The sequence below is a fragment of the Cyclobacterium sp. 1_MG-2023 genome (assembly GCF_030546805.1).
Lineage (GTDB): Bacteria > Bacteroidota > Bacteroidia > Cytophagales > Cyclobacteriaceae > Cyclobacterium.
In genome coordinates this window covers 409,562-422,407 of sequence record NZ_JAUOPC010000002.1, presented here as the reverse complement: position 1 = coordinate 422,407, position 12,846 = coordinate 409,562, and the positions used below count along the sequence as shown (strand labels likewise).

Here is a 12,846-nt window from a genome sequence, read left to right as displayed (position 1 = left end):
TTTAACCAGCATTTGTATCCCTCCCTTTGGAGGGATATTTTTTTTTCTGCGAATTTCCAGATACTTTCTTTACCTAATTTGATTAATCTTTTTTCTCGCATAAATATCCTCTGTAAGCAATAGGGTAGCAATAACCAAATACTGTTTTCAAAAGATGGCTTTCCTCACTTTCTCAACCCCTTCCTGAGATTTGTTTCTGATTCTATTTTTAGGCACAAAGAGCAGAGTGAATATTTGCCTTTAAGCGATTTTTAAATATATTTAAAAATACAATTTCACCCAATATGACAAAAAAACAAAACCCGATCATTCTTTCATTACTTTTTTTAACACTTACCGGTAATCTATTTGCGCAAAAAACCACCGCTGAAAAGGAAATATTTGTTCGAGACAAAATGATTGAACATCTATTTTCAATTACTGATATTATGGTTACTGATGTGACTAGCCCTCCGGGAGCAGCTAGGTTTTACAGTTACTCTCTCTTGGCAGCTTATTTGGCATTCAATTATGAACCAAATTTGAATAATTTACCGATAGTTGAGCATTTCAATGCGCCACTACCTGATTTGGAAATGGAAATAACCATTGAACCAAGTAATATGAGTCTGGCATTTGCTGCAACTTACGCAATGTTAGAAGTTGGTAAAAACATTATGCCTTCAGGAAAAAAACTTGCTAATACCCAAGAGAACCTGGTTAATCAATATTCAAAAAACAGATTCCTAAAGAAAAAGGAGATCAAAAAAGGCATAAGCTATGCAGAAAAAATAGCTTCCATTGTATTGGAATATGCCAGTAAGGATGGGTACCAACAGTTAAGTACACTAAAAAGATATAGTCCCACCAATGACAAGGAGAAATGGTACCCTACACCCCCAGCTTATTTGGCAGCCATAGACCCTGAGTGGAGAACGATCAGGCCATTTTTTATAAACAGTGCCGATGCTTTCAGCCCTGCCCCTCCTGCAGCTTATTCAGAAAATGAGAACAGCTCATTCTTCAAGCAATTGACAGAAATCTATGACGTCACCTCCAACTTGACAGAAGAACAGCGGTTAATCGCCAACTTTTGGGATTGCAACCCTTTTAATGTTTCTTACAGTGGACACATGGCCATTGGACTGAAAAAAATCTCTCCGGGAGGTCATTGGATGGGTATTACAGGTATAGCCAGCCAAAAGGCAAAACTAAACTTTAATGAAAGCTTATATATACATACCCTTGTGGCCCTGGGCCTTCATGATGCTTTCATTAGTTGCTGGGATGAAAAGTACAGGAGTGATCGGATAAGGCCTCTTACAGCTATCAACAGGCTTATTGATGAAGCATGGCGTCCTATCTTACAAACCCCTCCATTTCCGGAATACACCAGTGGACATAGTGTGATTTCCAAAACCTCCGCTGTCCTACTCACCTCTTATTTTGGTGATAATTTCAAATTTATCGATACCTCAGAAGTATACTTTGGATTACCGGAGCGAGCTTTTGACTCCTTTCTTATTGCATCCAATGAGGCTGCAATTTCACGATTGTTCGGTGGTATTCATTTTAGAGATGCCATAGAAGTAGGCATGCAACAAGGGGGAAATATTGCCCAATATATATTGGACCAAATAAAAACACATCCAAATACTCTAAATAGTAATTCCGAAAAATAACTTATTCCCGTATAGTTTCAATTATTTTAAAATCATTAAATACAAGATCAAAGCCTTTGCCTTTCGGAGATGCGGCCATAAAACCTATTCGCAGTGATCGGGCAGGAGGAAAATAAGCTTGTCTTAGCAACTGAAAATCCTTTCCATCTAAGCTGTAGCTAATTTCCACATAATCATTACCTCTTTTGGCTTTGATAAAAAAGGTGGAAGGGCTATCTTTTAATGCTACTACAGACCAATCTGAACAATCTCTTGTAACTACTGCGCTGGCATTTTGAATACCATCTACATATTCGATACCGGCTTTGATCCAATTTTCATTATCCAATAGGATCATTAGACCTGCTTGATCATAAAGATCCGTGTATTTTCCCGAAAATTGAACCAATAATTCAAAGTCTCCGTCCTGATCCGTATATAAAAAATGACCTGAGTTTTTAATAAACCCATAATGCGTTTTTCTCCAAAAGTCTGTTTCAGCATCTGTCATCAAAGACAATACCCCATTTTCCTCAGTCCATTGCTTTGGAGAATTCATCCAGCTGAAATCACGTTCTTTTATAGTAAGCATAACTTATAAATGTCTAGTTTAAAATTTATTTGATGAGTACATTATAGATCTCCCTGTGCTAAATCAATGGATTTACATCAAAAGGGCTAGCTTATCATTTGCAACTAATTTTGGAAGCACTACCTCTTTTCAGTATTGGTAATAGGCTTTCCCATATAGTCATGGCCTTATCATTCGGAAATAGTCTATGCGAGCTTAGACCAACCATTGATGGATTTTTCTAGAATCCACCCTTGATAAAAGTAAAAAAGGAAAACAAGAACTAAAAATGCTCGTTTTCCTTTTTATTTTTTCTTATACTATTTGTAATATCGCTAGATATTCGGACAAAGAATTATTAATTAACGTCGATAACCATCTTACCTAAAGAGACCACAATCTTTAGAAGTCTGTCATTGATACCTTTCCTAGCGTTGGCAAAGGAATCTTTGTTATAACAATCCGTATAATCACTTAAATGTAAAAAGAGTTTGCTTCCCCCTTCGGTTAATTCCACGCTGATCTTTAGGCCACTACTATAGTCTAACTGAACAATATCCATTTGCCTTAATTCCGGCTCACTTTTTCTACCTGTAAGCTTATTAAAGAACAACTGTTTCTTATAATCAGAAATACTTACCAACTCCTCATGCATGGCATCGGATGGTGGCTTTGTCCTAAATCTATCAAATATTTTCTTGTTTTCACCTTCAGAGGTTATGTTGAAGGTCTTCTCTCCATACAGTTTGTACCTGATTTGAAGGTCTACATGAAAATCAAACAGACTTTTTTCTTTTCCTTTCAATTCTTTCACCAATTCTTCAATCAATGAAATTTGTAGCTCAATGTTTTTGTTCTTATCAAGATCCAGAATCACATGGTTCCTTTCATCAAAAGCCAAATAAGACTCAATAGGATCCTCAATTTCTAAAATCTTTTCTTTAAGGTCTTCATATCCGGCATGTGATTCCTTATATGCCCCATTATTTTTGGTTACAATTTTATCAATTTGCTGGGAAAGAACAATCCCCTTAATAACCAATTTGGTTTTTTCTTCATCCATTGAAGGAAAAGAATTTCCGGCTAAAAAGGTATGGGTGAAAATTGCACCTTGCTGGTGGGCATTGAAAACCAAGAATCTTCCCTCTGCGTTGGGGTAGCCAATAATGGTTCTAGATAAATCAGAATCAAACCCTATGACATAGTCATAATCTTGTCCTTTTATTTGATCCAAAGCCGGCAACAAAAACTTATAGTTAAGGTTTTCTTCAGGGTTTTGTCCAGGAGTATAGAACATTGTTTCAATCTTAGTTTCTGAAACACACTTTAACCCTTTGGCAGTCTCTGGCAAATAGATTAACCCTTTGGGCGTAATATTTACTTCTACAGGCTGGTCATTTTCCATTTGTATACTTATTTCAATTTAGTAGGCGGTACCTATTATGTATAAACTTTTGATTTGCTAGCCCGGAGGATTACCATTTATCTCTAAAATCCCAGGCGGAAGGAATAAGTATCAAAATTATGTTTTAATAAACGACAATGCAAGTAAGCACCCCAAGGTTTCTTAAAATATCTTGTATTAACTGGTCTCTCCCCTATTATTTCGAGAATTTTTAAAAAATATCTTCAAATTATACAGACTTAGTAGGTGCCTAACTCTTCTAAGCTAGCCGGTAATGCAATAAACTCACGTCAAACTAATTTCACTTTATTAAATCATACATATTTAAAAGCCAAAGTGAATAACACACTTTTATAAAACGGGTAAACCAAAGCTAAGTTAATAACTAAAGGGCCTCCTGAAAAAGCCTATCGTAAATTGGTTGGCACTCCTTTAACAAAGGAATTAACCGGTCCGGAAAAGCAATATTCTTCTGTTGGTAAGGCTGAAAACCAGTAGAAAGATGTACATTTTTATACCAATATTGGGCCCACACACCATCTTCCGGTATAGGTCCCATTTTCCAGTGAAGCATTTCCTGATCAAATTGGATATCAACAAAATTACAAAGCTTCCGCAATTGATCTTCCGGGTCTTGCAATACTTTCTTGGCATCTATAACCACAAATGGAAGGCTCATAGTAGTGAAATATTCCAAAAGTTTCAATTGTATGGCATATCCTATATCCCTCATATTAGGTTCCTCTATTACCTCTGAGAAAGACAACAACATCTCCTTGGGGTCTCGAGTTAAAATAACATTGACTCCGGATTTCATAAAATCCCAGTCAAGCCCTATGAGGTGATGACTCATATGCTTATAGAAGGTTACTGGCTTTGATCCCGGGCCCTTCATCTCTTCAATTACTTTCTCACCGTCGAGTTCCATACTCGAAAGAATATCATCGGCTCCGGGATGAAGTGGTTTCGCCGGAGACCGACTAAGATAATGAGCATACAAAGGTTCATCAACAACGTTTGTATCTTGCCGCTGTGCAAAACTATACATCAAGGCTGTGGAAATATTTCTAGGTCCGGACCATAGAAACACTTTCTTGTCATTCGTATCCGACATAATTATTTTAACTCTTCAACAATCAATCCTTCATATAATTTGCGCAAATTGGAGGTAACAGGGCCACAACCTCCATTACCTATGGGTTTCCCATCGATTTTAACCACAGGAGTAAGTCCTCCAAAGGTCCCTGTAACAAAAGCCTCATCCGCACCATACACATCAAATAAGGAGAAGTTTTTTTGTAGGCATTTAATCTCATGCTGAGCACAAACCTTAATCACATTACCTCTGGTGATACCATTCATACAGTACTCGCCTGTAGATGTCCACACTTCTTCCCCTTTCACCATAAAAAAGTTGGTCGCATTACAAGTAGCAACAAAGCCATTGACATCCAACATCAATGCCTCATCAGCTCCTGCCTCTATTGCTTGGATCAAAGCTTGTACTTCATGTAGTTTGCTATGGCAATTCAATCTAGGGTCTAAGTAATCGGGTGAACCTCTTCTAATAGCACTGGTAAAAAGGCTAATACCTTGATTCTTACTTTCATCCGCTGCTGCTTTAAATTCTGCTATAATTACAAGATTAGGTCCGGAAATAGTAAGTCTCGGATCCTGAGAAGGCGTTTTTTTAATTCCTCGGGTAAGCATGGCGCGGACATGTACATTGTCTCTCATCCCATTTATCTCAAGAGTTCGATGGACATTGGCTATCAATTCTTTTCGGGAGAATGGAATATCAATCCCTATTACCTTGGCAGATTGCCAAAGCCTATCTAAGTGTTGATCAATAAATATTAGCTTTCCTTGATGCACCCGGAAGGCCTCCCAAACGCCATCTCCAACAAGATACCCACTGTCAAAAACTGAAATTTTCGCCTCAATTCGATCATAAAACTCTCCGTTGATAAAAATCTTAACAGAATCATTTCTTATATCCTCCACTGCTTGATGTGTACCTTTTACCATAAGTTGTAATTAATTGTAGTGCTACAAGGCAAATAATATTACCAAAAAAACCTTATTCAATAGCTAATTTTTCAATGCTATTCAATTCAGGGTTTCCTCCCCTATTTCCACACCCGGCTGCCAAATACACGTTTTCTCCTATTGTTGCGGCCGGAAATCCATGCCTCCCTCTATTTAAATGATTCAATAATTTCCATCCTTTTTTGGGATGAAAATATTCAACTTCAGCATGTGCTTTTACTTGTGCATCAGACTCCCCTCCAAGTACTAAAAAACCTTCTTTATAAGGAATGGTAGTACTTCCCGCTCGTTCAGTAGGTAAGGGATAATTTTCTAGGGTTGTCCATTTTTCAGTGGAAAAATCATACACATCCAATTCCGGGTAAGTAAGTTCAAATCCATGACCTTCTTTTGCAAAAGAACGCCTTCCTCCTACTGCATAAAGCTTGTCGTCAACTACTACAGCTTGAAAATGATCCCTAAGTCTTGGCATGGATGGAAGTGTTTTCCAAACTCCGGTTTTCGGATCATATTCATCTACATAATCTCTATTGTCTGCCCAATGTCCATCTTGCGCACCACCTAAGAGGTAAAATTTATCCTTATAGACCACCAGGCCTGCAGCTCCCCTTCTTCTTTCCTCAGGAATCTCGTGGCTTTTGGTCCAGGTATCCTGCTCCGGATCATATATATAGACATTTCCTACAGGTGTTTCATGTGGATAACCACCGGTAAAAGCACCAATAACGTATATTTTTCCTTTGTAACTTACCGCTTGAAAATGATGCATTTCAAATGGCGTGTTTTTAAGCTTTGTCCAGTTATTATTGGCCGGATCATAAACCTCCACAGGCTTATCGCCCCTACCTCCAATTAAATAAAATTTACCGTTTACAGCTGCACCGGAACATTCATGACGTTCCGTACAGGTATCTTCAGGCTTTAGTGTTTCCCAGGTCTGCGCTTGACCAAGTGATCCTAAAAGAGCTAATGCGAATGTAAAAACTAACTTTACCATAATTGATTTTTCTGGTTTGACTAATAATTATCCATTTACAAGTATAATGGTTAAAATTACGAATTTAAATGGCCTCATTGTAATTACACTAAAATAAAACAAGTCAGAAACCACAAACGGCGTGTATAAATAAAAATCAACCTTTTGGAGAATTTTTTAAGGGATTTCTTTTCAGTAACCATAGCCCAGTAGGCATCAAGTCTATAAAAATATAAAAGCTATATCCGCACCTAATTCCAATCTTATATTTTGTTAAAACAAAGGTTAACAGATGTTAATATTATTTTTTTACAAAATAGCTTGCATACCTTCACAGAAGTCCTGCCTTGAAAACCATGAGAAATACATCCTTCTTATACCTGATTTCATTACTATTTTCATGGTTTCCGATGCTAGCTGAAACGGATCCAAAAGATTCCTTCCTTCTCAAAGGAAGGTTGCTTGATGCAAATACCATGCAACCCATTGCGAATGCCCATATATATTGGTCAAAGGCTCAGGCAGTAAGTGACCAAGAGGGGAAATTTTCTATTTGGGTGAAAGAAAAAACTTTACTTAGCATCTCTCATATTGGATATGCCAAAGAAAACTATTTGATCAATGATAAAAATGAAAGCTTTATCACAGTCTTTCTTAATCCGGCTGAAATGGAACTAGATGGAGTTACTGTAGGAGTGTTACCTGATGAACAAACCTTTAAACAACAGGTTTTAGCGGCCACAGCTCCTTTCCAAAGGCAAAATCAGATGTTGAAAAGCAACCTTCAATTCATGAAAAACATCCATCATTTGGCTTACTTCTATGACATGAACAGCTATGACAAACTATTATCAACTGTAGACAATAAGGGTTTCATGGTACTTTTCTCAAACAACCCCTTATTGGGTATCAAGGGATTGATTCGCAGATTAAAACAAAAACCGGTACTTCCTAAAAAATCCAGAATATCGAATACCCATGATTTTCCTTTATATCCTTATCAAAGAAAGAAAGGTCAGTTTCAAAAATATTTCGATTAGATATTGATTACCCGAGTAAATACTTTTTAAATTGCTCGTAATCGTTTTCCATAAAAGTAACTTTTTTCTCCCCTTGCATAAAAGCAGCTAACCTTTCAGGCAAAACCAATTCTTCTCCAAGAGCCTCTTCTACCGTACTTCTAAATTTACCCGGGTGTGCCGTTTCCAAAAATACTCCTTGATAGGTATCCGGCTGCTTTTCCATAAAAGCCTTAAGACCAAGGTAAGCAACAGCTCCATGTGGATCCATGGTATAACCTGTTTCAGCTTTCACTTTTACCATGGCTTCTTTAGTGCTTTCATCGCTATAGAAACAGCCCTGCACCTTTTCTTTTAATTTCCCCTCATCTCCTCCAAACAAAGCCAGCAACCTGAAAAAATTACTTGGGTTCCCTACATCCATACTATTACTTATGGTTTGGATAGAAGGTTTAGGAGAAAATTCCTGCCCACTCAAATAATCAGGTACCACTTTATTCACATTGGTTGCTGCAATAAACATATCTATGGGTAGGCCCATTCTTTCAGCCAATATACCTGCTGCTAAATTACCGAAATTACCACTAGGCACGGAAAAAGCAAGCTTCTTATTCTCCTTAGGCAATTTAGAATATGCATAAAAATAATATAGACATTGGGGAATCCATCTGGCGATATTGATGGAATTTGCAGAAGTCAATAACAATTGGCTGTTTAATTCAGGATCCAAGAAAGCCTCCTTCACCATTTTCTGACAATCGTCAAAAACACCTTCTATTTCAATGGCATGTATATTTTCACCTAGGGTAGTAAACTGCTTTTCTTGGAGCTCACTTACTTTACCGGAAGGATAAAGAATTACAACTTCAACACCTTCCACACCTAAGAAACCATTGGCCACAGCACTTCCTGTATCACCGGAAGTCGCTACCAGCACCTTAATTGCTCCTTTATTCTGAAGCATGCTCATCAATTTGGAACAGAACCTTGCGCCAAAATCCTTAAAAGCCAGAGTAGGGCCATGAAAGAGTTCTAGGGTAAACACATCCTGTTCTACCGGCACTACGGGTGCATCAAAATCCAAGGTATGGTCCACCAAGGCTTTGATTTGCTCTTGGGATAAATCTTCAGAGAACAATGCTGAAATGACCGTATAACCAATCTCCTTAAAAGAAAGCTTGTGTATATTGGAAAAAAAATCCGAACTTAAAACCGGAATTTTTTCAGGCATGTAAAGTCCTTGATCAGGAGCCAGCCCCTTTACAACAGCTTCTTTTAAATCTACTTTGTGATTCGGATTATTGGTACTATAATATTTCATTAGAAAGTGACAGGTTTGTCAGGAATTAAATTTCTTCTTCTACGATATAAGCTCCTCTGGTATTGATAGCGGAAACATATAGATCTATGGGTAACTGTAAATTATCAAATACTTGTTGGGAAAGCCTGCTTACTTCCCAGGCAATTTCCTCAGTAGGTGACAACACAAATATTGTAGGTCCCGAACCTGAAATACCACATCCCAATGCCCCTGCAGGAACAATTCCCTCCTTTACTTCATCATAACCTGGAATTAAAATAGACCTGGAAGGTTCTGCGATCACATCATTCAGGGAGCGGCTGATTAAGGCCATGTCTTCCTGAAATAAGCCTGCCACAAGGCCGGCGATATTACCCGATTGAGTTGTCGCATCTTGCAAAGTCACATTTCTTCTTAAAACACTTCTAGAATCAGAGGTATTCAATTCCAAATGCGGGTGAATCAAGGTGCAGTAAAGCCCTCTGGGTACGTGTAAAGGAATTACATCCAAAGGCTGGTATTCACGAATCAATACAAACCCGCCCAATAAAGAAGGCGAAATATTGTCTGCATGTCCTGCCCCACAAGCAATCCTTTCAGACTCAATACCAAACGGCAATAAGTCCTTTTTTTCATAGGGATTTCCAAGTAGAGTATTGGTGGCCACTAAAGCAGCAACAGCACTTGCCGCACTTGAGCCCATCCCACTCCCTAGGGGCAAACCTTTGTACAATTCTATTTCTAAACCACCTTCAAAACCAAGGTTGTCAACCATTGCTTTGACAGCAACGCTACAGGTGTTTTTATCTGACTCATAAGGCAACTTTCCATTGTCACCTTCAATTTTAACAACCCTAACTCCCGGTTTATCAGAAAGGGATACACTTACCTTGTCTCCCAAGTCTTCAATTGCGAAACCTAAAATATCAAATCCGCAAGAAACATTGGCTACAGTAGCTGGTGCAAATGCAGTAACTTTTTGCTTGTCCATATTACCTTGAATAATTACCTAACCTAATAATATCTGCAAATACGCCTGCTGCGGTCACATCTGCACCTGCACCGGGGCCTCTTATGATCATAGGAAACTCGTGGTACCTTTCTGTTGTAAACAAAATCATATTGTCACTTCCCTCCAAGGAATAAAATGGATGCTTTTTGTCTACAGATTTCAATCCTACTTCAGCCTTACCATTCTCCAACACAGCCATAAACCTAAGGGTTTCTTCTTTTTCTTTGGCTTCGTCTACCAAACTTTTGAAATGGGGATCATGCGCTTTTAGCTTTTCTAAGAATGCCTCTACCGATTCTATGTCTTGACAATCCTCTGGAACCATGCTCTGAATACTCACATCAGAGAAATGTAAATCTTGTTCCGCTTCTCTACCTAATATTAGAATTTTTCTTGCAACATCCATCCCGCTCAGGTCATCCCTAGGGTCCGGTTCTGTAAATCCTTTTTCCTTGGCCTGTGTCACCACTTCGCTAAATGGGGTACCTTTGCTCAACTCACTAAAAATATAATTCATTGATCCACTTAGTACACCTTCTATTTTAATCACTTTGTCTCCACTTAATATGAGATCTTGTAAGGTGCTAATAACAGGTAATCCCGCTGCCACATTTGTTTCGTAAAGAAACTTGATATTTCTTTGGCCTGATAATTTCTTTAGGGACTTGTAATTCTCTAAAGAGCTTGAATTGGCTTTTTTATTTGGTGTTACAATAGCCACCTTAGACGCTAGTACTCTTTCATAAGTATCTGCCACATCTTGGCTGGCAGTACAATCTACCAATACGGAATTGGAGAAGTTCATACTGTTCATTGTATTGAGAAATACGGTAAGATCCATAGGTAGATCTTCACTAGAAGGAACAGGTATGGAACTTAGATCAAAACCATCTTCATCAAAAGCCATATAGCGAGAATTAGCAAGCCCATGGATCTTGATATCCAGCATATAATCCTCTTGCAATTTATTCAATTGATTTTGGATCATTGAAATCAATGTCTTACCGATAAGCCCAACTCCAATAAGAAAAACATGCAATACTTTATTGTCTGAAAGGAAAAAGGCCTCATGCAATGCATTCAACCCTTTTTGAAGGTCAGACTGTTTTATTACGGCCGAGATATTCAATTCTGAACTTCCCTGAGCCACTGCCGAAACATTGATATTGTTTCTTCCCAAGGCTTGGAATAGTCTTCCACTTGCTCCAGGGTGGTGTTTCATGTTTTCTCCTACCACAGCGATCACAGACATGTTCGGCATAATTTGAACCTTGTCCATTTCACCGGCAAGAATTTCGTAATGAAACTCATTTTCCAATACCTCTCGGGCAAGGTCCGAATTTTCACTTTTTATTGCAATACAGATACTATGTTCTGAGGATGCTTGGCTAATTAAAACTACATTGATATCCGCTTTTGCCAGCGCACCAAAAACCCTACTACTTACGCCAATCACATCTACTAAGCCGGAGCCTTGGACGTTTAGTAGGCTAATATGATTTAAGGAGGAGATCCCTTTAATCAACTTGGTGTTTTCAGGTTTGTCACAAATAAGGGTACCTTTCTCCTCCGGTTGGAAAGTATTTTTAATATAAATAGGAATCTTTCTCTTCATCGCCGGTTGCATGGTTGCCGGAAAAACCACTTTGGCACCGAAATGGGAAAGCTCCATTGCCTCATTGTAACTCAATTGAGGGATGGTGATGGCAGAATAAACCAACCTTGGGTCAGCAGTCATTACACCGGTCACATCAGTCCATATCTCTAAGCTATCGGCTTTGAGCGCAGCTGCAAAAATAGCTGCTGTATAATCGGAACCGCTTCTACCTATTGTAGTAGTCTCTCCCTTTTCTGTTGAAGCAACAAAACCTGTTACAACAAGAACACCCGGATTTTTGCTGTAATAGTCATAAATCAATTGATTGGTCGTAGGAAAGTTAACTTTGGCATTTCCGAAGCGATCATTCGTTCTAATTACTTCTCGAGCATCTAAAAAATGGGTGTCTATTTCATTTTCTCGCAAGGCCTCTGCCATAATATAAGTGGAAATCCGCTCACCGAAACTAACAACATAATCAGATGTTCTGGGAGAAAACTCTTTAATTAAGAAAATACCATTAAACAAATCTTCTAATTCATTGAACCTAACCTTAACAAAGGTCAGCACAACAGATTGCTTTCTAACAGGTATCAATTCTTTGACTAGCTGAAGATGGCGCTTTTCAAGGGAGAGTAAAAGTGCTTGGTATGCCATATCATTTTCTTTGGCAAGGTGAGCACATTTTAATAGATCTTCGGTAACACCACCAAAAGCAGAGAACACGACTGCCATCTGATCATCTGCGGATGCATTCTTTACGATAGAAAGAACATTCTTAATTCTTTCCAAGTTTGCGATGGATGAACCTCCAAATTTTAATATTTTCATTGCTATTCTTTATCAGTTAAAACGGTTAACGAAAGCCTGTGAAAGGCCTCCTTTGTCGGGGGCAATATGTAGGAAAGCACGGGATTACCCCGTAATACCTGTAGTTGTGGTGGTATTGCCACTAAAAAATAGACTGCAGTTGATTGACCGAAAAGATTCGGCGAATGAAATTTCTTGAATTTTAATTACTGCGAAAACCATGATTGATCGTTTGAAGGGACAATTCTAATGACAAATTTTATATATCACAAGTTTTTTAGATTAGAAATCCCTTATTAAATAAAGATTAAAAAACTGATAACCACTCAAACAAGTTCCTTCAAAACATTTATCGTGGAATTATTCAAGCCTTAGACAAGCCTTTTATTTCCAAAAAACCACAATAAAGCCATTTAAGGCTATTTATAGCGCCTAATTACCAAGGAGTTGTATTTTGGAATGGCGGG

General features: G+C 38.2%; 10 protein-coding genes. 2 read left to right on the top strand and 8 right to left on the bottom strand.

Annotated elements, in window-relative coordinates; translation table 11 throughout:
* Positions 1 to 284: 284 nt before the first annotated feature.
* A complete protein-coding gene (locus tag Q4534_RS04055; RefSeq protein WP_303611890.1) occupies positions 285 to 1,661 on the top strand; it encodes a vanadium-dependent haloperoxidase in 1,377 nt (458 codons plus the stop codon).
* Position 1,662: 1 nt separating this feature from the next.
* Here the strand turns inward: Q4534_RS04055 and Q4534_RS04050 are convergent, their stop codons facing one another.
* The 5 genes from Q4534_RS04050 to Q4534_RS04030 form a co-directional block, all read right to left on the bottom strand.
* Positions 1,663 to 2,232: a DUF1349 domain-containing protein gene (locus Q4534_RS04050; RefSeq protein ID WP_303611889.1), complete on the bottom strand. Its 570-nt coding sequence runs from the start codon at positions 2,230 to 2,232 to the stop codon at positions 1,663 to 1,665.
* Between the two features lie 337 nt (positions 2,233 to 2,569).
* Entirely contained in the window at positions 2,570 to 3,616 is a 1,047-nt protein-coding gene (locus tag Q4534_RS04045) for a hypothetical protein (RefSeq protein WP_303611888.1), read from the bottom strand.
* Between the two features lie 385 nt (positions 3,617 to 4,001).
* Positions 4,002 to 4,730 (bottom strand): sulfotransferase family protein, encoded by a 729-nt coding sequence (locus tag Q4534_RS04040; RefSeq protein WP_303611887.1) that lies wholly within the window; start codon positions 4,728 to 4,730, stop codon positions 4,002 to 4,004.
* A gap of 2 nt (positions 4,731 to 4,732) precedes the next feature.
* Complete coding sequence (locus Q4534_RS04035) at positions 4,733 to 5,644, bottom strand: aminotransferase class IV (RefSeq protein WP_303611886.1); 912 nt, start codon at positions 5,642 to 5,644, stop codon at positions 4,733 to 4,735.
* Positions 5,645 to 5,696: 52 nt separating this feature from the next.
* Positions 5,697 to 6,662: a galactose oxidase gene (locus tag Q4534_RS04030; RefSeq protein ID WP_303611885.1), complete on the bottom strand. Its 966-nt coding sequence runs from the start codon at positions 6,660 to 6,662 to the stop codon at positions 5,697 to 5,699.
* A 335-nt stretch (positions 6,663 to 6,997) separates the two neighbouring features.
* Here Q4534_RS04030 and Q4534_RS04025 point away from each other — a divergent pair, with 335 nt between their 5' ends.
* Positions 6,998 to 7,681, top strand: coding sequence for a carboxypeptidase-like regulatory domain-containing protein (locus Q4534_RS04025; RefSeq protein ID WP_303611884.1), 684 nt, complete (start codon positions 6,998 to 7,000; stop codon positions 7,679 to 7,681).
* 7 nt (positions 7,682 to 7,688) lie between these two features.
* On the opposite strand, the gene thrC is transcribed toward Q4534_RS04025, so the two are convergent.
* From thrC to thrA, 3 genes are read right to left on the bottom strand one after another with little or no spacing between them, the layout of a single operon-like run.
* Positions 7,689 to 8,981 (bottom strand): threonine synthase, encoded by a 1,293-nt coding sequence (gene thrC / locus Q4534_RS04020; protein ID WP_303611883.1) that lies wholly within the window; start codon positions 8,979 to 8,981, stop codon positions 7,689 to 7,691.
* A 25-nt stretch (positions 8,982 to 9,006) separates the two neighbouring features.
* Positions 9,007 to 9,951, bottom strand: coding sequence for a homoserine kinase (locus Q4534_RS04015; RefSeq protein ID WP_303611882.1), 945 nt, complete (start codon positions 9,949 to 9,951; stop codon positions 9,007 to 9,009).
* A 1-nt stretch (position 9,952) separates the two neighbouring features.
* A complete protein-coding gene (gene thrA, locus Q4534_RS04010) occupies positions 9,953 to 12,400 on the bottom strand; it encodes a bifunctional aspartate kinase/homoserine dehydrogenase I (RefSeq protein WP_303611881.1) in 2,448 nt (815 codons plus the stop codon).
* Positions 12,401 to 12,846 lie beyond the last annotated feature (446 nt).

Bases quoted from the DNA above. Each gene is read 5' to 3' on its own strand.
- Q4534_RS04055 (WP_303611890.1), top strand. From the start codon at position 285: ATGACAAAAAAACAAAACCCGATCATTCTTTCATTACTTTTTTTAACA.
- Q4534_RS04050 (WP_303611889.1), bottom strand. From the start codon at position 2,232: ATGCTTACTATAAAAGAACGTGATTTCAGCTGGATGAATTCTCCAAAG.
- Q4534_RS04045 (WP_303611888.1), bottom strand. From the start codon at position 3,616: ATGGAAAATGACCAGCCTGTAGAAGTAAATATTACGCCCAAAGGGTTA.
- Q4534_RS04040 (WP_303611887.1), bottom strand. From the start codon at position 4,730: ATGTCGGATACGAATGACAAGAAAGTGTTTCTATGGTCCGGACCTAGA.
- Q4534_RS04035 (WP_303611886.1), bottom strand. From the start codon at position 5,644: ATGGTAAAAGGTACACATCAAGCAGTGGAGGATATAAGAAATGATTCT.
- Q4534_RS04030 (WP_303611885.1), bottom strand. From the start codon at position 6,662: ATGGTAAAGTTAGTTTTTACATTCGCATTAGCTCTTTTAGGATCACTT.
- Q4534_RS04025 (WP_303611884.1), top strand. From the start codon at position 6,998: ATGAGAAATACATCCTTCTTATACCTGATTTCATTACTATTTTCATGG.
- thrC (WP_303611883.1), bottom strand. From the start codon at position 8,981: ATGAAATATTATAGTACCAATAATCCGAATCACAAAGTAGATTTAAAA.
- Q4534_RS04015 (WP_303611882.1), bottom strand. From the start codon at position 9,951: ATGGACAAGCAAAAAGTTACTGCATTTGCACCAGCTACTGTAGCCAAT.
- thrA (WP_303611881.1), bottom strand. From the start codon at position 12,400: ATGAAAATATTAAAATTTGGAGGTTCATCCATCGCAAACTTGGAAAGA.